The organism is Sphingomonas psychrotolerans, assembly GCF_002796605.1.
Classification (GTDB): Bacteria; Pseudomonadota; Alphaproteobacteria; order Sphingomonadales; family Sphingomonadaceae; genus Sphingomonas; species Sphingomonas psychrotolerans.
Genome location: NZ_CP024924.1, coordinates 14,542 through 35,642 on the forward strand (window position 1 = coordinate 14,542; position 21,101 = coordinate 35,642).

Consider the following 21,101-nt stretch of genomic DNA (forward strand, 5'->3'; position numbering starts at 1 on the left):
GTGCCGGGCGATCAGCTCTCACGCTTGCGCGCGGATTTCAGTCCCGCTCGCTTAGCGCGTTGAGCCTTGCTTCCAAACTGGCGATGTTTTCGATCACCTCCGCAAAGGGCGGGGCTGGGCCAAAGATCATGCCCTGCATGGCACTGTAGTCGCGAGCGAGTGCATCATACATGTCGCCTTCAGGCGTGAGTGCGAAGGTTGGTGGATGCGCGCTCGCCAAGTCGAACGCTGGCCGATTGAAAAATACACGAGCATGCGCGACGCAGTCGGCGCCTAGCGCCATATCCTCAGTGGCACGTGAGCCCACCTCGGATCCGAGCAACTGATCCATATCGTAGTAATGGCGCGAGACGCGGTGACCGTCCTGACGGAGCGAGCCTTTGCTGTCGAACCAGCGGCGGAGGCCATGAAGAATGACGACCTTGTCCCAAAAAGTTCGTTCGGCGTCGACGATGGTGACGTTCGGCACGATCAAATCGAATTGAGGCACATCCTCGCTGAGGTAAGGCCGCACGGTACGTTGGGAATTGGGGTCGAGCGCCGACTTGGCACCGGACTCGATTCGCACCAACTTGTCGACATAGCCGTCCGCCGGCGTCGCCGACGGATATTGGACGAGCAAAGTCTGCAGATCCTTGTCGCGTCTGATCACGAGGCGCTCCGCGGCGATCCCGGTCCGCTCCGCCGTCGCCGCCGCCAATTCGGTCAGATTGGCAAACAGCGGTCCGCCGATATAGGCTTCGCAGGCTAGGCGGATTGCATCGAGTGCCTTTTCCCGCTTCTTCCCGCTCAGTTTCTGCAATTCGTCAACGCTGTGTGCCTCCCCGAGATCATCGCGGAAGACGGTGACGTCGATGTCTTCGGAAAAGCGCTGGATCAGCCCGAAGCCCTTGGAAAGCGACGTGCCGCCCTTGAAGAGCAGGCGCGGCCCATCCGGAGGGCCGTTGAATAGGGCGTCGAGTGTCCAGCAGACCCAGAAATCCTTCTCGACGTTCTGTGCTGTTGTGCCGATCCGCTGGGCGGTGGTGTTGAACAGGCCCGCGCGGGTCTCGTCGTCAGCTCTTAGGATCTCGTCATAAGCCGGGTTCATGCGTTGCTTGCCTCCGGCACCAACAGGGGCCGGAGCAGGTCCTGCATCCAGGAGGGCAGCGTCGGCAATCCTTCGATCAGGTCGCGTCGGATCGCTTGGGCTTGGGACCCATGGTTGACCAGAACATTGAGCTTGTCGACGAGATCGCCACGGGTATCTGCGGTGTCGGTATCCCGCAGCCAGTGCAATGCCTGGATCAACCGCATCGCCGGGCGCCCCGCCCAATATAATTTGCTCGCCGCCGTCGGCTTAAACGTGATCTCGAGCTTTCCCAGCCGGATCGGTTTCAGACGCGCGTCGGCATGCACGACAATCTTGGCGGGCACGGCATTCGTCAGACCGAGATCGTTGGCGGCAGTCAGTCCGTCGACCAGCACCCTGATCTGGTCTCGGCGTGCGATCGCGTCGATAACGCCTCGGGGATCGGGCGCGTTGAGCTGTCCAGTCAGTCGATTGCTGGTCGGCTGATCGTACAGGCCGCGATCAATTCGTCGCAGCTGGTCGGACCCGACGAGGCGCTGGAGCGTCTTGTCCACGGCGTCGCGATTGCCGAGGTCAAGGAAGTCGCTCGGTGTCCAGACCGATCGAGCGGGCGCTTGCTTGATGCGCGTTAAAATCGCGGCCTTGAGGTCGGGAGCGGATGCCATGTCCGAAGCGTGTATACAGATTTCGGACAATGGCAAGTTTCGATGTCCGAAGCGTGTAGGCATATTTCGGACAATGGCAAGTTTCGATGTCCGAAGCGTGTAGGCATATTTCGGACAAGCCGGATGAGCGGCATGGCTGCAAAAGGCGCCTTCAAGAGGCTGATCTACTTGAGCCCAGCGCAATAATCTGGTACTTGAGGGAGGTTCGGAGATCGACATGAGCCGGTTAGATTACACTCTGTTCGCTTCCACGCAGACAAATCCCGGCGGTCCAATCGTCCAGTACGTCGATGACGAACCGATTCCGATCGAGCTTTCGACCGACTCCGCTGGAAATCCCACACGCGCGGGTTTGATCGGTTACGCGATCGCCTATGCTATAGCGTTCGGGGCGGCCGCCTATTTCCTGCTGATCTGATACAGATCATTCCCGCAACTTCGGATCCAGGAAAAAGCCCTTGTTATGGGACTCGCCGACCTCTTGCTGGACGTCGACCGAGCCTTGAATGCGGCTTGCTCGTCCGGCTTCAGCGACTGCCTTATCCTCGCTGATCGCCACTCTTCCGCCGGCAATGATTGCTGCAGCCGCCCCTGGGTCGCCCTTTCCTCGGTCGCCATGAATGGCGTCGATCCCGTGAGGCCGATATGCCGCTCGCACATCACCTTCCCCGCCAACGCTGGTGCGACTGACATCGACTAGGTCGGGCTCCCGGAGGTTCGCGCTGATCTCCTGGCGGATATCGTCGCGCTTCGCCTGCGCCCACTGCGAGATCATCGCTGCGCGCACCTCCCGCTGATGATCTGACAGGACAGTCGACCAGAGCTCTGGCACATCCATGTTCGGATGCAGGGCTTGCTGCGCCCGATACCATTGCGAGAGATCCTGGCTCATGTTTTCGCTGAGCTGCATGCCGTGCGTCTCCGCATAGCTTGCATCCCTGGAGAGCGATTGCGACAGCTCCTCCATCTTACGTGCCGCCTCAGAGTAGGACTTCGCGCGGGCCAGAGAATCCTCGATGCCCTGGGACGATGACGAGGACGTTGAAGCCCGGCTGAACTCGCCAGAGCGTGCGTATGTGCCATCCGACGTGGAAGCGGACGAGGACACGCCGTGCTCGTCACGGATGCTGCTCGACTGCGTGTTGGAGCTATCGCTCGAACGACTGTCCGAGGTTCCGTGCCGGAGCGAGTCCTGCTGCTGCCCACTTTTCTGCACGCTCCCACTGACTCCTGGGAGCCGGCCGAGTAGCCTCGCGACGGTCCCGGGAGCGCCAGCCCGACCGCCACCTCCGGATCCGCCCCCACCGAGGCCGGCGGAAATTCCCCCGGTCACGGTGTCGAATGTTTGCGCCGACCTATCGTGCCCATTTGTTACGCTCAAGCTCTGCCCGGTCGACGAGCGATCATCAATGCCCTGGCTGCTCGATGATGATCGCCGATCGTTCTGCTCAATCGAGGTGTTGGCAGCCGTACCGCTGCTAGAATCGAAGCCTGAGCTGCGCTCGGTCGATGTTCCAAACGCGCTACGGTTCGTGTGCGTGCTGGTGAGGATCTCCTGTGCTGTATTTTCGAACGACTGTGCTTGGCGATGTGCCTGGCTCGCCATCTCGCGCCATTCTGAAACAGTGCCCGTATTCATCGTCGGCGTGAAGCCGAGACGCGATATAGCGCCTCCCGTGTCGATTACGTCCTGGCCATTCCCGAACCCAGAGACGACGGCGCCATTGTCCTGTCGCCAGCCAATGCTCGGAGCGCCATCCATATAGCTTGCGGCAGTGGTCCACTGGTTACTCTGCCGCATGTTGGACGTCGCATTGGCCCAGCTCACGTTTCCATAGGAATAATTGCCGGTGGTCTGCTCGAGCGCTGCGGCCTCGGCTGCGTTCTGAGCCGGTGCCAGCATCGAGGTCGCCTGACCGGCGATCGACATCGCACCGCGCGCCAAACCGGCTGCCAGAAACGGGATGCTCATCAACATGAAGCCCGCGATCGTCGCCGTCTCGCCATTGACGGCTGCGATCCCGGCATAGGTGCCGAGCGTCACGCCGCCACTGGCCACTCCGTTCGCGGCAGCCTCCGCGCGCGTCATGCAGATCATATGGAGGATCACGTAAAGCGGTCCCCACGCGGCGAGATAGAAAAACCCCATCGCATAGCCCTTGAGCGAGCCGAGACCGGTCTGTGGCATCAGGAACAAGGGGAAGATCACCGGGAACATCGCGAAGAAGACGACGGTCAACACGATGTTGAGGATCGGCACCCATGCCATCGCCTGCTGCGCGATCGAATTGTACGTGTTGCGAGCCTGAATATCGGCGCGCGTCTGCGCAAAGGTGTCGATCGTCGCCGCGCCCGAACCCCCCGCCATGCTGTTGCGAGCCTGCATGAAGGCGTTGATCGCCGTGTTCTGGCGCATCGAATCCGTGTAGCCGCTCGCCGATCCTGTGAAGGCCTGATTTGCGATCGGCAGATCGTGTTTGAGCTTGTCGGCTGCCAGCGTGTTGCTGAGCTTGGGGTAGAGCTCTTTGCCCCAGAGCGGCGTGTTGGCCTCGATCATCGGTGCCCATTGGGCATCGAGCATCTGATAGGCTTGCCTGCAGGTGACGATCGCGCTGCTGACCGTCCCGTCGCCCTGGCGCTCAAGCCACTCCTGCGAGCGCGCTTCCGATCCAGGTCCAATGTCTGTCCACAGATCCTTCGATTGGGCCAGCGTCGTGAGCGATTTCTGATAAAGCATCACATCGCCGAAAAGGCACTTCTTGAAGTGATCTTCCAGGTTGGTCGAAAACTCGGCATCGCGAATGACAAAATTGCGTGTCGCGTCGAACAAGCGTGCACCATAGACCATGCCGTTCGTCGTGTAGTTGAGCTCGGCCGGCATGACGAAGACGGTTTCGGCGGTGCGCGTCAGCCAATCGCCGATCTGGGTGGTGAAGCTGGCGAGAACGCCGAGCCCGAGCGGGACGTTCGCAACCGTCGCCGGAGCCAACGACGGGTTGATCCGATCGGTCACCTTGACGTCGATCGTCGGGACCATGAGGCACAGGTAGATCAGCGTCGACTGCAGGAACCAGTTCATCCAGACGCGGAAATTGAGGGTGAAGGCGACCACAAGAAGGGAGTAGATCAGACCCATCACCATCACGACGCGGATGAGTGATCGATAGCCCCCTCCCCCAGACCAGGCTGCGACGGCATTGAAGGTATTGACGAGGTACTCGCCGCCGCCGACCGTGAAGACCTCCAACATCGCCTAAGCCCCCTACCCCGTCTTACATGAGCCCCTGCGCGTTCAACCCGCGCGAAAAGTTGAGCGCCGACGACATGCCGGGCGTCATCGAATTCTGCAGCGTGGACTCGAGCATGATGCTGCGGTTGATGATCTGCATCGTCACCTGCAGCTTGTTGTTGAGCTTGACGTCGCGCTGCGAGAATTTCTGCCGGGTTGCAGCGATCTGCTGCTTCCACTGCGTCGCCGTCGCCTGATCGAACGTCTGGTAGTGCGTCTGGGCTTGCTCGACGCGATCGAGCATGTTGTCCAACATGGCCGCCAGCAGGTCCACCGCCACGATCTCGGACAGGGTCTCGATCTCGCCGTCGGTCAGCGCGTAATGCGCATAGGCCTGTACCGCGAGGATCTTGTAGATGGGCACCGTGGCGATGTTGAGAAGCTGCTTCTCGGCCGCATCGAGCGCCGTGTCCGTTCGGATCTTGCCACTCATCGTCTTGATCATGCCAGCTATGCGCGGCCGCAACGCAGCCGATGCCGGCACGGTCAGGGTCTGCTCCCCGACATCGTAACAGTCCGCGTCGTTGCACTTGAGCATCTTTACGGCCGGCGCATCCGCCGTCCCATCCAGCAGCGCGGTCACGACCGCCTCCTCGGCCGGGCCGAACATGACGACCTTCCCGCCCACTGTTGGGTCGGTCGAGGGCGTCGTCACCACGGTACCCACCAACGTCATGACATACTCGGAGAACGACTGATCGAAGGCGCCGAACTTCGCGGACTTCTTGAGCGCCTCCCAGGTGTAATTATGCGGCTCGCCGACGAGCTGGTCCTTCATGTTGCCATCGGTGTTGCCGGCGATCGTGGCATCGCGCTTGTTGCCATTGTTGCAGCCCTGGCGCGATGCCGCCCAGTCCGAGAAGACGCCCTGGCTGTTGCCGACGGCTTCGCAGATCGTGGAGCGTGTCGTTTCCATTTGCGGCCAGATACCGCCGACCAAGGCCTGCGCGGTTTCGCAGCTCGAGATGTTCATCTGGTTGAGGAGCTGCGCCTTCTGGCTGAACTCATCCATCACCTTCCCAATCTCAGGCGAGACGGAATCGATCGCCAGCTTGAAAGCGAAACCGAGCGCGTTGTTGGCGGTCGCCTTCAGCATCGCGACGATTTCCGACGCGTTGATGAACGAAAAGCTGCCGCTGAAAAGGTCGATGCCGCCGCAACCGGCGCGGGCGCTTGGGAGCTGCAGATTGAAAGGCGAGACGCTCTTCTGCGGGAAGCGGGTCCACACATTGCCGAGTGAGTAATAGCCGGCCGACTGACCCTGGAACGCGGTCGGGCCCGTGACATTCGCGGCGCCCCCTGCATCGTTGAAGAAGCTGTTCATTTGGCCCGCGACGTCGGCGTGGGCGACGCCGACCAGCGCGAAATGCGAGGCGGCGATCAGCCCAAGCCACGCTGCGGCTCTGCGGCGGAAAGCGCGAACCCTCCCCCTCCCTGCTTGCGGTCCCATCAGTAGTCGCTCCCCACCTTGGTGTTGGTCAGCATGAAGATCCGATCCATGATCTCGTCGGCGCTGAGCACGCCATATCCGACGGGGATCGTCCGCTTGGTCTGGGTGTCGAAAAGAACGAGTGCCGGCGTCTCGTTGCCCGGGACTCCCATCCGGGAGCGCTGGCCGGAATCGACGACATAGTTCGGGAAGTCGCGACTAGGTCCGCCATCCATCGACACCGCCATCACCGACATGCGGTGACTATCGGTCACCGAGCGCAGGATCGGCGCGAACACCTCGCAGGCGCCACAGCTTTGCGCATAGAAGTAGAACAGCCCGTAGCGCTGCCCGAGGCTCGTAAGCACCGCGTCGCGATCCGCCTTGCGGTTGTCGAGCCACAGGCGCTTGCCGACCGTAGAGACCGGCCGCTGCAGCGTGTAGTCGAGGTCCGGGTTCTGCCAGAGGGCGCGTTGCCAGGTGTCGGAAAAGGTCGATGCCCGGTCGAGCTGTTCGCGCTGGAACCGCACATAGGCGATGACGTTCGCCTCGGTCGGTTCGAGGATCGCGCGCGCTTTCAGCTCGTCCAGCTGCTTGGTGATCGCGGCCACCCGCTGGGCAGCGCTCGTCTCCGGCGCAGGTGCCGCGTTCGCAGTGCTTCCAGGGGGCTTCGGACGAGTACAATAGAACCACTGCCCGAGCTTGCGCTCGCCGCAATAGAACTCGTCCGGCAGGTCCTGCTCAATCGCGTCTCGGGCAGCAGTCGTCTCCTGAGCACGGGCGGGCGCGGCTGCCCCGAGCGGTGACAGGGCCAGCAGAAGCATCGAAAGCCTAGCGTTTCGGGTCATCTTCTATCGTCCTTTCGTCATCGACTTGAGGTTGCGCGGAGGGAGGTTGGGTGAGGAGGGAGGGGTTAGCGCTCGATCTGAACGTTAGGTGCAGACAGCAGTCGAACCCATTTGGGACGCGCGACCGGGCGCAGCCGGGGCTCGCTGGGGTGGCAGGTGGCGCCGGGACCGTCTGGAGCAACAGGAGCGCCAGGATGGTGGACGCTTCAAAGAGGACCATTGTCCAGCTCCCCTTTCGTTAGCCTAAGCACTGACATCATCAGCGCGACGTCGATCAGGCGCGTGCCCTGGTCGAGCATCCGGATGACACCGTTCATCAAGGCACCGGTGACACGGCGGCCCTCCTCAGCCGCCGACAGGCCGCCGCCGACCGCGCTTAACCAGCCTCGGTTGACCATGTTGGCCGTGGCGGCCTTCACTTCATCGGGCGCTACACGGCATTCGAACCAACCGCCCAGTCGCTCGGCCAAGACATCGGTGCCGATAGGCTTTATCGCGCGATAGGTGGCGAGGAAGATCGCCAACTCGAAGACCGTCATCGCCCAATCGCATGGGGGACCGTCGCCTGAGCCAAGAAGATTACTTGCCGTGGAGATCATAATAAGCCTGAATCTTGTCCTGGATGTCGGACATCGTCTGGACCTCGTCGGGCAGCTTCGCTGCGTCCATGAAGTCAGCATAAACCTCGGTGAAATCCATCACGGACAGGTCGAGTGACGCGAACTCATCGATTGTGAAGCCTTGGCACTGCTCCTTCTTGGCGCTGGCCCACGGCTTGTTCAGCTGCACGCGACCCTGCTCCTGAAGGACCCGCGACAGCTTGCTCTCGAAACAACAAAAGGCAGTCCGCTTGGTCTTGCAGATCCCGAGGAAGCTCGAAGAGCAGTAGGTGCCGACATTGTGGCAGAAGCCCATCCGGTCCCTGATATCGAGCTTCATCTCGTCCTGGGAGCAGGCGAACAGCACGAGAAATGGGGTTGCGAAGGCAGCTATGGCGGCTGGGCCACCGGCCAGTGCCGCAGCGCCGGCCGCCACGGGCACCGCACCGGAGACCTTGCCAGCGCAACAATTTATTAGGCCGAAGACCGGCTTGTGGCAGGTCTCGCGCTTGCCGCTGAAAACCCTGAGATCAGCTTCGTTGAACTCCTTGCCCGCCTGATCCAACGCATGGAGCCCAACCAGTGCGTCCCTGAACTCTGTTGAGGCTTCACGGACGATCGGTTCGCAGTCTCCGTTGATGCAGTAGACGTCGTTCCCGCAGATATACTGCTGATCGCCCGGCGCGGTGCTGCTCGGGGTCGGGCATTTGTATATCTTCTCGGAAACCTTGCACGGTCCGCTCTGCGGATCATCGAGGCATTCGTCGCGCAGATAGCTGCACTGCCGGTTGTTCTCGAGATCCGAGCAGTCATTGGCCTGACTGAACTGGTGGCAGCTATAGCTACGCTCCCAGTTCCAGCACGCGCGGGTTACAGCGACGCCATTTATCGTCCGGGTGGTGGGCTCCGGGTCCACACAGGTCTCAGAGGCAAGTTCGCAGGTTTGCGCGGCGGTCGCCGCGTTGCACATGCTCTCGTCGCGGCGCTCGTTGACGAGCTGCCCGACCGTCTCCTCGCTGTAGGGCCTGGCGACGGCGGCGCTGTCGCATTCATAGGTGATGACCTCACCCTCTTCGACGTCGGGCTCGGTGCAGAAGCGCGGATTGCCCTGGCGGCAGACATCATAGCGCACCGTCTCCCGTGAACGCTCACGGCACACACCGGCCTGGACCGGCGCGTTGAAGGCAGGGACGCAGCGCTGGTTTCGATTGTCACCGCCTTGCGCGGCCGACCTCGACCAGTTCTCGCAGGTGTAGATATATTTCGTCGTGCCAGGCGTGACGTCGACAATCAGGGGCGTCCTGCAGACTGCCGTGCTCTCATCGACCTTGGTCCCGCTGTTGCAGCTTGCCTCGTAATAGCCTTCCGTCCCGCTGCCCGGGGGCAGCGGCGTGCAGGTTCCGGATCCCGAGGAGATATTCTGCCCGTCGAGATAGGCGGTCGGATCGTTCTCAACCGTCGTCGCGCGGTTGGTCGTCGCCAAAATTTCGGCGTTGGTGAAGGTGGGGCGCGTCCGATCCGCGTCGGTCGCCACGCGGTAGCTCTGATCGGTGGATTTCATGGCCTGCGCATCGGCGACCAGCTTGTCAGGATCGTCGAAATAGGTGGTCTGAGGCTGGCTGGGCCCCGTGTACCCTGGCACCGCCTGCGCCTGGGCGTCGCTCGACGGCACCAACGAGCTGTCGTTGCGCTTGTCCTGCGCCATCGCCTTGCCCTCGGCGCGCGCTTGCTCGATGGTCATCTGCTGCGCCGCCACTGGTTCGGCGACGATCAGCACGGCGCACAGGCCAGAGATGAAACGGCGCGCGATCACGGGCGCGCGCGCTTCATGTTCGAAAGCGCAACACCTGCCACCCGTGCACCTGGACCGTTCCCGCCGGCGAAGGTGGAGAGCGCATAGTCGACGGTCACGTTGCCAACCATGCGATCAAAGGGCGGCAGCTTCGTTGTGCACGAGAAGCCAGCGCACAGATCGAAATCCGAAGAAACGGTCACATAGGTCGGCACCGCCTGAACATCGAAGGCGCGGAAAAGCCGCGGATCGATGCCGATGCTGGCGAACTGACCCTGTTCGACCACCTTGCTGATCCGCGCGACAAACTCCTTTGCCGAATTATTGGGGAAGCCTCGAAACACGACCACCCCGCCAGCGCTGGCCGTATCGCGGACCATCTGCTTGAGCGCGGCATCGGGCATCGACAGGCTGGCAAAGGCGATGAACTGCGGCGCTTCCCCGCTCCGCCCGCTGACGTTTTTCGCCGCCCCCTGCACGATCTCGTCGAAATCCACGGCGCCCGCGGGACCCTTGGGAAGGTCGGTCGAGGCAACGCGTCGCATATTTTCGGTGCCGGCTTCGCGGATGGTCACCGCCTCTTGGCGGAATTGGTCGCCGCGATCCTTCACCTGCTCGACAAACGCCTGCGCATCGGCCGCGAGATCGGCCGCGCGTTTTTTTACGGCCTGGACATCGACGCCGTCGACGGTCTGCGCGAGGACCGCCGAGATAGTGGCCGTTCCGACAAGGGCCAGGATGCCCATGGTGAGAAGGCGCATCGCAAATCCCCTAGAGCACGCAGCAGTTGCGCTTGCGCCAGACGAGGTAGCCCATGTCCTCGCCGCCGGCGGGATAGGCACGCCCCGCGTCGGGCGGCATGGTGGAGGCCCCGATCGCGGAGCAGGCAAAGCGGCCACTCACAGTCGGGATCGGATTGACCATCTGGAAGCGGTATTGCTGCTTCCGCATGATCGGCATGAGGTACTTCTTGCAGAGCCCCGCAGATCCCATCGTGCCCCAGGCGAGCGCCTCGCGATGCATCTTGAACGCGAAGCGCGACAGCGCGAGCCGCGAGGATTGGACATGCCCAATCGATGCCGGGATGTTGCCGTTGAGCGGATACATCGGGCCTTGGCAGCCCGCGCACCAGAAGAGCGGATCGAGCGGCAGGCCTACGGTGCTGGCGATGCAATCGCCCGCGCAGGCCGCCTGCGCGATCGGATTGGCAAAGACGATCGCTTCTGGATTGATCAACGCGGCGAGCGAGTCATCCTGCCAAAGCGGATCGACCTCGGTCATATAGGCGATGTCGAACGACGCCTGCTCAAAGCAGACAAAGTCCGTCAGGATCTCCATCCAGTAAAGCAGTGGGTAGACGTACCAGTGGACATGCCACTTGGCGGTGCTTTGCGAGCGGCCGCCGACCATCGACGGGCCGGCCAGGTAGCCCTGACCGATATCGAAGCCCGGCGCGATCCGGATGCCGCCGAGATTGGGGAAGCACCACGGCTTCATCGTCACGTCGGCAAGGCGCGCCGGCTCCCAGAACCCGACCGAAATGCCGATGCGTGGCAGCGGGTCGGCGCAGGCGCAGATCGGCGACGGAGGATTGCTGGGGTCCGGCCGGTTGCTCGGCCAAATCTTCAGGCCCCCGACCGAGAGTGGAAACAGGCACGACCAGCAGACGTCCGTAATCGGATTGACGAACTTGCCATGGCATGTCGGCGCCGCCTCGGCTTTTGGCGAGAGGGCAAAGGCCAATACCAGGATCAGCAGGCCCCCGAATGAGTATCGCAGCGTACGCATCACTAGGCGCTCCCTCCGGCGTCGAGAAAGGCGGTGTCCGCGCGGTGTTTCCGAACGAGGTAGAACGCCGTCCAGGTGACCGTTATGAAGAGGAGCATCGCTGCCGCCAGCGGCGCGAGGCGGCCGACTGCACGATGGAACGGCGTAAACAGCCCCACCACCAGCGCGGATGACAGGCACAAGACCTGCCAGGTCAGCCGCAGCCGGCGAAGCGACGGTGTCTCGGGCGCTGCCATCGGCGTGCGCAGCAAGTCGAGCCAGAGGGGCATCAGCTTGCCTTTCCCGGACGCAGCACCTGCTCGGTCACCCGCATGACCCGGCCGGTCTGGCGAACCACCGCCGGCGTATGTTCGATGCCGAACCGGGAGGTCAGTTTGCCCTCCTGATCGAAGTAGAAGCGTCGCTTCCGGTTCGTCATCTCCTCAAGCGGCGACCCGCTGACGAAGATGATCTTGGCGTTGAGGTCAGTGAAACGACTGGTCGCCCAGGCCATCTGGCCGGCATCGTCGCCGTCAATAAATACGAGCGCCTGCTTAACCGCAACGAAGTCGAGCGGGTTGATGGTCTGCCCCGCAGACGCAATCAGATTGCCTTTATGGTCGTTAATATCGCGCTCGAGCCGGACAGCGGGATCATAGTCCCACTCTCGCGCGGCGATTGCAGGCGTGATGCCGGCCACGGGCGTCGGACGGCGAACCTTCGCCTCCACACGCTTGGCGAACATCTCGTTGGTGCGCGCGAGTTCACCGCTCGCTTCGGCGCGCTTGAGCCGAGCCTCGATCGTGGAAAGCAGGTCAGGCTCGATGACCGGGAACGCCTGACCCGTCTGGCCATAGTCGCGGGCTTCCGTCCGCATCGGACCGGCGACGAAAACGGCGACTCCCAGAAGCAGGCCGCCCGCGGTCCCGGCGAGGATCCGCTTCATAACACCGGCTCCCCGACGCCGATAAGCTGGCGACCGCAGACAAATCCGATCTCGGCATAGCGGCTGTCGAAACTGTCCGGGTGCGGAGACCCGGCATAATAGCAACCGGCAGGGATAGCTCCGACCGCCCCCGGCGTCAGTGGCTCGCCCGTTCTGGTCCGTGGCTTTAGCCGGCCGACTGGCGCACCGTTGATCCTAACGGCCGAGCCGTCATGCGCCACCCGGTCGCCGGGCATGCCGTAGACGATTTTGCCGAACATCTGGGGTTTTGCCCCGAAGTGGCGGCGCAGCAGCGCGCTGCGCGGTGGATCGAAGAAGACATAGTCACCGCGAGCGGGAAGCTGATGACGACGGATCAGGAACGCCCAATTGGGAAGCGAATCTGATGCGTTGATCAGCAACACATGGCTGTCGCGCCAGCTTGCAATCGCCCCGAACCCGACGGACCCGATAATAGTGACCCCAAGAAGGAGCCACAGCCGCTTGCGCGGACGCCAGCGCTCAAGGCCTTGCTCACTGACGACCGTTGCCATCGGGTCCTCCAAAGGTTGCGACCGACGCGCCAGGCCCCATCGGAGCAGTCCGCTGCGACGGCACGCCAGCTGGCCCCTCCGGCTGCAGCGGGAGGGCGGAGGCGGCCCCCATGGGGTCGATCGGCCCCTGCGGTGAGGAAGGCTGCGGCTGGCGAGCGGCAATCGCGGCCTGCGCGCTCGACAGCTCCTGCAGGCGCTGGAGTTCCTCGACGGACGCGCGCTTGGGGACGGGCACGCCCGCCGCGAACACTGCCGTTTTCAGGCTGTCGGTGATGTCCGGCACGTTCTTGGTCAGGACCGCTTCGCCGACCAGCACGACCTGACCGGAGGCGCTGCGCCTTTGGAGCTCCTTGTCGAGCGACGCCATGAACGCCCGCATCTCGGCCTGCACACGCTCAGGGGGCGAGCCCGAGAAGCGCTGCGCCTCGACATAGTCGCCGACCAACGCAGACAGGCGAGCCGAAACGATATGTTCTTCCCTGGGAACTGTCAGGGCCCGCGTGACCCACATCGCCCAGATGGTCAGAGCCAGGACCAACACTCCGATCAGAATCTGCTGCCGGCTAAATCCACCGAACCCTGCTTTGCGCACGGCGGTCATGTCGCGTGGCATGGGCGCCGGAACCGGCGGAAGATCGAGTTCGGGCTGTTCAGCCATGATGACGCTCTCCTTCGGATTTGCGCTCGGGGAGGATCCTGTCGCGGCGGAAAGTGATGATCGCAGCGGACAGGATCATGTGGGCGATGGCGAACATGTTGAGGAATGCGCCGGTGCGCGCCGCGTCCGCCACGACGTAGCGACTGGTCAGATTGTTGAGTTGATGGATGAAGCCGTCGAACGAAAAGCCGCCAAGGGCGAGGAAGAAGAGGAAGAACAACCCCCAGGTCATCAGGAGTGTCGAGCCGACGAAGCCCAGACCGTGCAGCGTAAAATTGGCGATTGAACGCCATTCCGATCGCCTCGCCCCGCCCGTACCGACCCTTCCCGGCTTGCTGATGTTGGTTGCCATTTTGCTACTCCGCAGCGATCGCGATCTCGTCCACCGGGGCGAGATTGCTGACCCATTTTTCCGGATTGTTGGGGAAGGCGATCCGCTCGATCGCTTCATCCATGCTCATGCCTTCGGCGATCAGCGCGTCGATTGCCGCGAAGGTCTTTGGGCTGGAGGAGAACAAAGCTGCCGAGTAGGGATCGAGCACCAGGCGCCCGACAGCGAGCGTGTCCGGGCCTTTGATCATGATGTCCGAATATTCGAAGCCGTTGCGCTTGAGCGAGCGCAGGAGGGCGTCGGTATAATCGTCCATCTCGAAACGGTCGTGTTTCTTGAAGTCCGCGATCGTCTCCGGCTTCTGCTGCAGGATCACGAACCAGTCGGAGTTTTCCAGCGCCGCGATCGAGCCGGCCGACTTGTAATAGTCGTTGAGCGACTGGGTTGCGGTCACTAGCGACGCCCCGTATTTCCGGCAGGTGCGCGCATAGGTCTCGATGAAGTCGGCCATCGCGCCGCCGCGCAACATCTGCCACGCCTCATCGAGCAGCAGCGCCTTGGGGATCGAGCGATCGAGTTTGCGCATCATCTGCTGCGACATGAACATAATCGCGGTGAGAACGACGCCGCGCAGCTCTTCGCGCGCCGAGAGGTCGGACAGCTCGAATACGGTGAGCTGGGCCTTCAGCTCAAACGACACCTCGCCCTGGAAAAAGCGGCCGTAAGTGCCGGCGGACGAGAATGGCCGCATCGCGATCCCCAGGTTGGAGGCGATCCCATTGCCGGTGGCGTCGAGCGCCTCGATAACAAGGTCGATCGAGCCGCGGCTGCCATGCTGGGCCCACACCTGGTTGACCGCGCCGTCGATCAAGCCGCGCTCGGTGTCGTCGAGCACATTGATATGCCGTGCCATCTGGTTGATGATCGCCTTCAGCATGGCCATGCAGTCGAGGAGATAATCCTCGTCTTCGGCAGCTTGGGCCTGGTCGATCATCGAAAAGGGGTTGAGACAGAAGCCCGAGCTCATCGTGAACTCGACAAAAGCGCCCCCCTGAAGTTTGGCCGAATGTTCGAAGGAGCGGCCATCGTCGATCACCACGACCTTCGCGCCCGCGCCGCAGAGCGAGCCGCACAATTCCTGGAGCGCCACCGACTTGCCCGAACCGGATTTGCCGAACACCGCGACATTGTGATTGCCCGCGGCGTTTTCGAAAGGGCTCCAGAAGAAGGGCTGGCCCCGCCGCCCGATCAGGAGAAGGTGCGGCACTGATCCGCCAAGATACTCGCCCTGCAACGGCGCCAGGTTCGCCGCCGTCGTGGTGAGCAGCGTACGCATCCGCTTCATGCGCTCGAGATCCTTCGAGAGGCCATTGGCCATCGTCATCGGCATCGCGCACAGCAGACCCATGACCTGCAGGTAACGATCGTCGAGCAGGTCCCAGCCCGCGGCCCGGTAGACCGATTTGAGCACGCGTTCGTTGCTGTCGCCCTTGCCCTTGGGCGAGAAGGCGGTGGCGCTGAAGAATACGCGGACGAGCTTTCGGCCCTGCCGGATCTCCTCATTGACGTAGCGCCATTCCTGGGACTGATCCCGCAGCTGCGGCAGAAACTTGGATGACTTGGAATCCGCGAGGCTCGTCGTCCGCATGAATTTGTAGCTGGCCTTGTTGGTCGAGGCCTGGGCGTCGGGGAAATCGATGCAGAGGTTGGTCGCCACCGGACACGGCATGCGCAGCTTGTCGGTGAACATGTCGCCGATCAGGCGCGCCATGTCCCAGGGCGCCCAGCGCGTCGGCAGGTTGCGCACCGAGAACGACCGGACGTCGAACACGTCGGGGTAAATCTCGCCAATCTCCGGCGCGCCTTTGACCGTCTTGCCGGTCGGCCGGAAACGCTCGGTGCGCAGCAGCATCCGGTCGGGCTCGACCTGGAGCTCGATGTCGCGGCGAATGGCCTGGTCGGCGATCGGGTCGAGTGGGTTATAACTGACGGCGTCATCACCCGCCGCCGTCGTTGGTGAGGTGATGTCGTCGATCCAGCCGATCAGCGCGACCGGGTCCATCTTGCGGGCAGCGACGTTGATCGACGCCAGCGAGGAAATCAGCGACTCCATCACCGAGACGATCTGCTCGATCGACACGCTCGAGGATTCCGGGGTCGAATAGGAGATGCCGACGCGGTGATTGCGCAGACAGAATGGCGCGTCGGCCGAAAGCGACTCCCACACACCGTCCGTTAGAAAATCGACGCGGTGCTTCGCCATGCGTTCGTAGACGCCGCGTGCCGAGTAGCGGGGCAGATACCATTTCGACAGACGCTCACCGATGCGCGGCGACATCCACTGGTGGAACTGGAGGCAGCCGGGTGCTGGTATCCCTTCCGAGAGGAACTGCGCTAAGATTTCACCCGTGCGCTCATCCGCCCCGACCAGCGGCGCCGCTTCGATGACGAAGCCGCGCGACGCGCTGTTATAGAAGATGCCGGTCTTCGGGTCGTAGCTGCGGTAGGGAAGCCAGTGGGCAAGCATCGGGACCGCCAGGTCCGGCCGCTGCGTGTCCGGCCTCTTACTGTCGCCGAACACGCCAGCTAGCAGATCGTCGAAAAATGCCTTCGCCATGTCAGTTGTCCTCCGGCACGGCGGCAGGGAAACCGGCCGCTCGTACGGTCGGTTCGACGGCGGACTTCGCATCGGGGAGCGCGGCCGTCGCGGCGGCAGCGCGCCCGCCCTCCTCCGCCCGGGTCGCGCCTGCCCGATATGCGGGACTCGCTTTCACACTGGCCGCAGCCTCCTGCCCGGCCGTGATCTTGGGCTGAGGTGTGGCGACAACGGTGGCGGCGTTTGGACGCGGACCGGGGTCCTTGCCACTCGCGGCGGAAGGCGTGGCCGGTGCACCCTCGACGCTGCGCGCCGTCGTTCTCGACTGGACCGCGGGCGCCTGCGGTGCGGGCGTGCGACCCGTCTTGGGGGCTAGACGGGCCGCAACCTCGGATTTGATCGCTCCCACCGGATCAGCCGCGCGCGCGCGGGCAGCTGCGATCGCGGCGGGATCTGGCAGGTCAGGATCGATAGCCGCCACATCGGCAATTGCCGGATCGGCACGATCGACGACTTCGGCAAGTGATTCCGGGGCGGGCACTATCGCCCTGGCATTACGATCGGGGATGACGCTTGCAGACATCAGTGCCTGCTGTTGCCACTCGCCGGTCTGGACGACGGCGTGGATGGCGCTTGCCTCGTGCAGCCGGCCCTGCCCATCGATATAGGGCTGGAACACGATCCGGAGCACGCGCTCCTGGGTGCGCCGCGGGTCCGGCTGACCGATCGGCAGGCGCTGACCCGCAGCGGCCGTGCGCGCCGCCTGCGACCTCGGCCTCGATTCCATGTAGGGGCCGGCCGGCGACATATCGCCTGCACCACTTTCTCCCGCGATCATGGCCAGCGCACGATCGTCGATCGACGACGAGGGCGCGCAGATGCCGTCTGGCGCGACGCAGGAGAAACTGCCCTTCACATTGCTGCCGAAGGTGGCGCAGCCGTTTAGCACTGCCATCGCCGCAGTGCCCATGATCGCCCGGGCTGTCGCCGATCGCATAAACCGGCCGCTCACGACTTGGCTCCCTTGAGCCAGGCTTCCAGGAACTCCTTGGGCCGATAACCCTCGAGCATCGCGCCGTCGCTTCGTACGATGACGGGCGTTCCGCTTAGGCCATGCTTCTGTGCGAACTTCTCATTCGCATCGAGCCCCTTGGTGTCGCACGAACCCGGCGCCTTGAACGGCTCGCCTGCATAGGCGGCGTGCAACGCCTGCTCCTGGTTTTTCGAGCAATAGACCCTGTCAGCGATGTCCCGGCTGCCGAGAACCGAAATCGGACGTTCGACGACCCGCACGTCCATGCTGCGAAGGACGTTAGTGAGGGCGCGGCAATAGCCGCAGCGGAAGTCTGTAAATACAGTGACGGTCTGCTTGGCCGCGCGATTGCCCCAGACGATCGCGCCATCCGAGGGCAGGCTTGCCAGGTTGAGCGCCACTGGGCGCACCGGCAAAGTGGTTCTGCCGACGCCACCCTTCGCTGCCGACACCTCTGGCGCAGCCTCATCCGGCGCCTCGGCCGCGGCGGCGTTGGCCTTGGCGGCACCGCCCACCAGCATGTCGGGGTTGATCTCGAGGAGCCGCGCTGCGGTGAGGTCCTGGCGCGTCTCCATGTCGTAAACGCGGCCGATGATGAGATAGCGCGCGCCGTGATTGACGTAGAACAGGTTCTCCCCGGCGGTGACCTCGCACAAGCCATCGACCTTCTTGCAGTCTACCTTGGTGAGTTGCGTCTTCGGCAGGCGGGTCTTCAGCAACCCGGTTACCTGGGTCTCATCGGTCTGTGCGACATCGGCGGCCAGAGCGATGCTGGCGATGCCGACCGCGCCAATGGCAATAGCCGCCGGAGCGGAACGCGCGAGGGCACCGAGCCCCCGCAATTTCTCAATTGCGGACATACACACCCTCCAGGAAGACGATTTCAACGTCGATGCCGGTCGGCATTTCGATCACAGGCTGATATTGCTCGGCGCGCTCGATCAGATATTTCGAGACGTCCTTGCCGGACTCGGCGGCGCCTCCACCGAGTGCGCGCAAGCCGACACTGCCGAAATTGGGGGTCCGGTTGAGGCCCCCTTCCCCATTGTCTGTGATGGTGGCGAGCGGCTGATTAAAAGCGGTGTTGAGTGCGTTACCGCCGCCACTGACCAGGCCAGCCAGGAACGCCTGCATCGCGAGCGATCCTTCGCGGCTCACCACGCGGCCACGTACACCGGTCTTTCCGCCGAAGGCGATGAAGCCCTTGACCTCCGATACAGCGTAGCGGCCGCCCGGCTGCGGACAGGTCATCTTCTGGAGCTTGACGTAGACCTTCTCGCTGGAGAGATCCCCGCGCGCCGCGCCGTTGATCAGGCAGCCTTCGATCTTGGTCGTGAGCAGTCGGCCATTCTGGTAAACCGATCGGGCCGGCCCGGTGACGCGAAGCACCACCGGCAGCGGATCGGTCTGGCTGTTAACCCCGGCGCTCGCGTCGACGCCGACGATGACCTTGGCGCTCGCGAAACTGTTCGGCGGCAGATAATTGATGCTGTCGCTATAGGTGGTGGTTCCTTTGGCAACCCGGGTCGCGGTCCCACTGTCAGCGGTCTGGAAGCTGACCATCTTGACCTCCGCACCGGTGCTGATCGGAAGCGCTCGCGCGCCCGGCGCCGCGTCGGGCCGCTGGTAAGACTGGGTGCCCCCAGGCCCGTACATCGCGGCCGGACCCGGCGGTGGGGGCGGCGCTGCTCGGCTGGTCGCCACCTCGCGGCGGAGCTGATCGTTTTCCTGCTGGTACGCCGACAGCACCCGCGCGCCATCGGCCTGCATTGCCTGGTTCTGGCCCTTGAGAAGTTCGATCTGCTGAGCGAGCTGGTCCACGCGCTGCTGCTGCCCGTTGACAGATTTCAGCTGGTTTTCGACCGACTGCATCTGGTTTTCGGAGAGCGCCATCCACTCCTGTTGATTGAGGTTCTTGTTGACCATGTCCTTGGTCGACACTTCGACCTTGGCAGCCTCATCCCCCGTCGGCCCGGACTCGCTGCCATCATCTCCGAAGATCCAGAATGACGAAGCGACTAGTCCGACCCCGGCGACGCCGGCGAGCAGCAGCCGCTGCTTTTTGCGCACGCTTTCGTTCGCGGTGAGATCGCTCGAGACCGGGGAGACCCCGTCCTCGCCCGCGCCGTCCAACGGCGGGCGCTTGCGCTTGAGAAAATCGGCCAAGGCCATGTCATTGCCTCCCGTTTTGCAGGACGAGATAGGCCGTGGTGACCTTCCCTGGGTCGAGCTTGGGCTCGGCGATGGAGACGGCGAGTGCACTGCTTGGCGCCACCGTGCTCTCGGTCAAGGTGATCGGTGCCGCGCTCTTATTCTCGATGCGCAGCACGCGGCCGATGAGCTCGGTGCCGCGATATTCCGCGATCATCTGGACCTTGAGGTTGCCGACATAAACCGGGCGGAGCGCACGCTGGCGCATCTCGTACCCATCGACAACGTGGTTCGAGTACATCGCCTGTACGAGCTCGACGGCACCGTCCTGCGGGCTCGCCTCCGCCACCTGCGGCGCTGCCTCGCCCGCTTTGTCCTTGGCAATCGCCGGGTTCGAGATGAACACCTGGACTGCCTGTTCGCCGGCGATGCGGCACACGAATTTGTAGACGTAACCCCGCTTGCTGGTCGCGAAGAACGATAGCGCTTGGCGACCGAAACCCTCGGGCACCGACAAATAGATATCGCCGCGCACGGGCTCGTTGACGACGGAGAAATCATCCTGCGAATTGCCCGTCGAGATCTTCGAGACGGAAGCGAACTCGTCTTCGACCAGGCTGATCCGCGTCAGGTCCTTGGCGGAGGCGGCGCAATCGACTTGGCTACCATCGGACGCCATGACGGTCTGATCCGCCCAAGCAGGCTCAGCGATCAGCAGCAAGGCGAAAGCCACCAGCGAGGCGCCGATCGCCCGGCTCAAGATGCAATAATAGCGGCTGAGGAAGGCTGCGCCGGTTACGGCGCTACCGAAGGCAAAGACCGACATCATTGATCCTTTTCCTTGCCGGTTGTCACCATTCCAAAGCCCACGAGCTTCAGGGACAGTCCGGAATATTGCCAATCGAAGCGGAAGGTCCGTCGCTCCTTGGACACGACCTTGTTGCCGACGATCGTGTGGAGGTCGCCGGTGACCGTGGACCACAGATTCTTCGGGTCGATTTCCATCGTCTGGATCGTGAAAAACTGCGCGATCGATGAGCCGCGCTGCTCATTCACTACCTTCATCAGGTCGGCGCGGATCTTCCCCTGCGCACTGGGCGCGGTGATATCGAGAACCGACTTCATCCAATATTCGAGATTGGCGGGGCTGCGATCGAGCGTAAGCACGGCGGTGTCGCGCGTGATGAGCTCCAGATATTCGCGCGACGCGCCGGCACTGCTTACCGTCAGCGCGGAGCCAAGCACTGGCTGCAGGATCACCTCCCGATCGCGGGTCGCGGTGATCAGAAGCAGGATTGCTGTGAAAGCGCCAAGCGCTGATGCGACCACCACCAGCAGGTTCCGCTGCCGCAGGACGCGCTGGCTCTGCGCGTGTGTGTGGGAGATCTCCAT

The 21,101-nt window shown here is 63.1% G+C and carries 21 protein-coding genes; 1 reads left to right on the plus strand and 20 read right to left on the minus strand.

Features of this window, described 5'->3' with window-relative positions; genetic code table 11:
- Nucleotides 1-37: 37 nt before the first annotated feature.
- Together CVN68_RS22190 and CVN68_RS22195 are read right to left on the minus strand one after the other, a co-directional pair.
- Nucleotides 38-1,090 (minus strand): nucleotidyl transferase AbiEii/AbiGii toxin family protein, encoded by a 1,053-nt coding sequence (locus CVN68_RS22190; RefSeq protein ID WP_100284615.1) that lies wholly within the window; start codon nt 1,088-1,090, stop codon nt 38-40.
- The gene (locus CVN68_RS22195; RefSeq protein ID WP_233503754.1) at nt 1,087-1,737 is read right to left on the minus strand and encodes a DUF6088 family protein; all 651 of its coding nucleotides are present in this window, start codon (nt 1,735-1,737) and stop codon (nt 1,087-1,089) included. Before CVN68_RS22195 ends, CVN68_RS22190 begins: the two co-directional genes overlap by 4 nt.
- Nucleotides 1,738-1,954: 217 nt before the next feature.
- Between CVN68_RS22195 and CVN68_RS22200 the strand changes: the two genes are divergently transcribed.
- Entirely contained in the window at nt 1,955-2,155 is a 201-nt protein-coding gene (locus CVN68_RS22200; protein ID WP_100284617.1) for a hypothetical protein, read from the plus strand.
- A gap of 6 nt (nt 2,156-2,161) precedes the next feature.
- Here the strand turns inward: CVN68_RS22200 and CVN68_RS22205 are convergent, their stop codons facing one another.
- From CVN68_RS22205 to CVN68_RS22290, 18 genes are all read right to left on the minus strand, one after another.
- Complete coding sequence (locus CVN68_RS22205; protein ID WP_100284618.1) at nt 2,162-4,987, minus strand: conjugal transfer protein TraG N-terminal domain-containing protein; 2,826 nt, start codon at nt 4,985-4,987, stop codon at nt 2,162-2,164.
- A gap of 22 nt (nt 4,988-5,009) precedes the next feature.
- Nucleotides 5,010-6,410, minus strand: a complete 1,401-nt coding sequence (locus tag CVN68_RS22210; RefSeq protein WP_100284739.1) for a conjugal transfer protein TraH — start codon at nt 6,408-6,410, stop codon at nt 5,010-5,012.
- Between the two features lie 65 nt (nt 6,411-6,475).
- The gene (locus CVN68_RS22215; protein WP_100284619.1) at nt 6,476-7,279 is read right to left on the minus strand and encodes a conjugal transfer protein TraF; all 804 of its coding nucleotides are present in this window, start codon (nt 7,277-7,279) and stop codon (nt 6,476-6,478) included.
- A 230-nt stretch (nt 7,280-7,509) separates the two neighbouring features.
- Nucleotides 7,510-7,842 (minus strand): hypothetical protein, encoded by a 333-nt coding sequence (locus tag CVN68_RS22220; protein WP_100284620.1) that lies wholly within the window; start codon nt 7,840-7,842, stop codon nt 7,510-7,512.
- A gap of 40 nt (nt 7,843-7,882) precedes the next feature.
- Nucleotides 7,883-9,715, minus strand: a complete 1,833-nt coding sequence (locus CVN68_RS22225; protein WP_100284621.1) for a conjugal transfer protein TraN — start codon at nt 9,713-9,715, stop codon at nt 7,883-7,885.
- Nucleotides 9,712-10,455: a type-F conjugative transfer system pilin assembly protein TrbC gene (trbC, locus tag CVN68_RS22230; RefSeq protein WP_100284622.1), complete on the minus strand. Its 744-nt coding sequence runs from the start codon at nt 10,453-10,455 to the stop codon at nt 9,712-9,714. The genes CVN68_RS22225 and trbC overlap by 4 nt, the downstream gene beginning before the upstream one ends.
- Nucleotides 10,456-10,465: 10 nt before the next feature.
- Nucleotides 10,466-11,482, minus strand: a complete 1,017-nt coding sequence (gene traU / locus CVN68_RS22235) for a conjugal transfer pilus assembly protein TraU (protein WP_100284623.1) — start codon at nt 11,480-11,482, stop codon at nt 10,466-10,468.
- A gap of 2 nt (nt 11,483-11,484) precedes the next feature.
- A complete protein-coding gene (locus CVN68_RS22240; protein ID WP_100284624.1) occupies nt 11,485-11,751 on the minus strand; it encodes a hypothetical protein in 267 nt (88 codons plus the stop codon).
- A complete protein-coding gene (gene traW, locus CVN68_RS22245; RefSeq protein ID WP_100284625.1) occupies nt 11,751-12,407 on the minus strand; it encodes a type-F conjugative transfer system protein TraW in 657 nt (218 codons plus the stop codon). Before traW ends, CVN68_RS22240 begins: the two co-directional genes overlap by 1 nt.
- Nucleotides 12,404-12,940: a S26 family signal peptidase gene (locus CVN68_RS22250; RefSeq protein ID WP_100284626.1), complete on the minus strand. Its 537-nt coding sequence runs from the start codon at nt 12,938-12,940 to the stop codon at nt 12,404-12,406. The genes traW and CVN68_RS22250 overlap by 4 nt, the downstream gene beginning before the upstream one ends.
- Nucleotides 12,921-13,598 (minus strand): TrbI F-type domain-containing protein, encoded by a 678-nt coding sequence (locus CVN68_RS22255; protein ID WP_100284627.1) that lies wholly within the window; start codon nt 13,596-13,598, stop codon nt 12,921-12,923. Before CVN68_RS22255 ends, CVN68_RS22250 begins: the two co-directional genes overlap by 20 nt.
- A complete protein-coding gene (locus CVN68_RS22260) occupies nt 13,591-13,950 on the minus strand; it encodes a hypothetical protein (protein WP_100284628.1) in 360 nt (119 codons plus the stop codon). The genes CVN68_RS22255 and CVN68_RS22260 overlap by 8 nt, the downstream gene beginning before the upstream one ends.
- A gap of 4 nt (nt 13,951-13,954) precedes the next feature.
- Nucleotides 13,955-16,546, minus strand: a complete 2,592-nt coding sequence (gene traC / locus CVN68_RS22265; protein WP_100284629.1) for a type IV secretion system protein TraC — start codon at nt 16,544-16,546, stop codon at nt 13,955-13,957.
- 1 nt (nt 16,547) lies between these two features.
- A complete protein-coding gene (gene traV / locus CVN68_RS22270) occupies nt 16,548-17,537 on the minus strand; it encodes a type IV conjugative transfer system lipoprotein TraV (RefSeq protein WP_233503755.1) in 990 nt (329 codons plus the stop codon).
- The gene (locus tag CVN68_RS22275; RefSeq protein WP_100284630.1) at nt 17,534-18,418 is read right to left on the minus strand and encodes a DsbC family protein; all 885 of its coding nucleotides are present in this window, start codon (nt 18,416-18,418) and stop codon (nt 17,534-17,536) included. Before CVN68_RS22275 ends, traV begins: the two co-directional genes overlap by 4 nt.
- The gene (locus tag CVN68_RS22280; RefSeq protein ID WP_100284631.1) at nt 18,405-19,730 is read right to left on the minus strand and encodes a TraB/VirB10 family protein; all 1,326 of its coding nucleotides are present in this window, start codon (nt 19,728-19,730) and stop codon (nt 18,405-18,407) included. Before CVN68_RS22280 ends, CVN68_RS22275 begins: the two co-directional genes overlap by 14 nt.
- A gap of 1 nt (nt 19,731) precedes the next feature.
- Complete coding sequence (locus CVN68_RS22285; protein WP_100284632.1) at nt 19,732-20,538, minus strand: type-F conjugative transfer system secretin TraK; 807 nt, start codon at nt 20,536-20,538, stop codon at nt 19,732-19,734.
- On the minus strand, nt 20,535-21,101 hold the full coding sequence (locus CVN68_RS22290) for a type IV conjugative transfer system protein TraE (RefSeq protein ID WP_100284633.1): 567 nt from the start codon (nt 21,099-21,101) through the stop codon (nt 20,535-20,537). The genes CVN68_RS22285 and CVN68_RS22290 overlap by 4 nt, the downstream gene beginning before the upstream one ends.

What these genes read in the sequence shown, in the direction of transcription:
- CVN68_RS22190 (WP_100284615.1), bottom strand. Translation starts at nt 1,090, where the DNA reads ATGAACCCGGCTTATGACGAGATCCTAAGAGCTGACGACGAGACCCGC.
- CVN68_RS22195 (WP_233503754.1), bottom strand. Translation starts at nt 1,737, where the DNA reads ATGGCATCCGCTCCCGACCTCAAGGCCGCGATTTTAACGCGCATCAAG.
- CVN68_RS22200 (WP_100284617.1), top strand. Translation starts at nt 1,955, where the DNA reads ATGAGCCGGTTAGATTACACTCTGTTCGCTTCCACGCAGACAAATCCC.
- CVN68_RS22205 (WP_100284618.1), bottom strand. Translation starts at nt 4,987, where the DNA reads ATGTTGGAGGTCTTCACGGTCGGCGGCGGCGAGTACCTCGTCAATACC.
- CVN68_RS22215 (WP_100284619.1), bottom strand. Translation starts at nt 7,279, where the DNA reads ATGCTTCTGCTGGCCCTGTCACCGCTCGGGGCAGCCGCGCCCGCCCGT.
- CVN68_RS22220 (WP_100284620.1), bottom strand. Translation starts at nt 7,842, where the DNA reads ATGACGGTCTTCGAGTTGGCGATCTTCCTCGCCACCTATCGCGCGATA.
- trbC (WP_100284622.1), bottom strand. Translation starts at nt 10,455, where the DNA reads ATGCGCCTTCTCACCATGGGCATCCTGGCCCTTGTCGGAACGGCCACT.
- traU (WP_100284623.1), bottom strand. Translation starts at nt 11,482, where the DNA reads ATGCGTACGCTGCGATACTCATTCGGGGGCCTGCTGATCCTGGTATTG.
- CVN68_RS22240 (WP_100284624.1), bottom strand. Translation starts at nt 11,751, where the DNA reads ATGCCCCTCTGGCTCGACTTGCTGCGCACGCCGATGGCAGCGCCCGAG.
- traW (WP_100284625.1), bottom strand. Translation starts at nt 12,407, where the DNA reads ATGAAGCGGATCCTCGCCGGGACCGCGGGCGGCCTGCTTCTGGGAGTC.
- CVN68_RS22250 (WP_100284626.1), bottom strand. Translation starts at nt 12,940, where the DNA reads ATGGCAACGGTCGTCAGTGAGCAAGGCCTTGAGCGCTGGCGTCCGCGC.
- CVN68_RS22255 (WP_100284627.1), bottom strand. Translation starts at nt 13,598, where the DNA reads ATGGCTGAACAGCCCGAACTCGATCTTCCGCCGGTTCCGGCGCCCATG.
- CVN68_RS22260 (WP_100284628.1), bottom strand. Translation starts at nt 13,950, where the DNA reads ATGGCAACCAACATCAGCAAGCCGGGAAGGGTCGGTACGGGCGGGGCG.
- traC (WP_100284629.1), bottom strand. Translation starts at nt 16,546, where the DNA reads ATGGCGAAGGCATTTTTCGACGATCTGCTAGCTGGCGTGTTCGGCGAC.
- CVN68_RS22275 (WP_100284630.1), bottom strand. Translation starts at nt 18,418, where the DNA reads ATGTCCGCAATTGAGAAATTGCGGGGGCTCGGTGCCCTCGCGCGTTCC.
- CVN68_RS22280 (WP_100284631.1), bottom strand. Translation starts at nt 19,730, where the DNA reads ATGGCCTTGGCCGATTTTCTCAAGCGCAAGCGCCCGCCGTTGGACGGC.
- CVN68_RS22285 (WP_100284632.1), bottom strand. Translation starts at nt 20,538, where the DNA reads ATGATGTCGGTCTTTGCCTTCGGTAGCGCCGTAACCGGCGCAGCCTTC.
- CVN68_RS22290 (WP_100284633.1), bottom strand. Translation starts at nt 21,101, where the DNA reads ATGGAGATCTCCCACACACACGCGCAGAGCCAGCGCGTCCTGCGGCAG.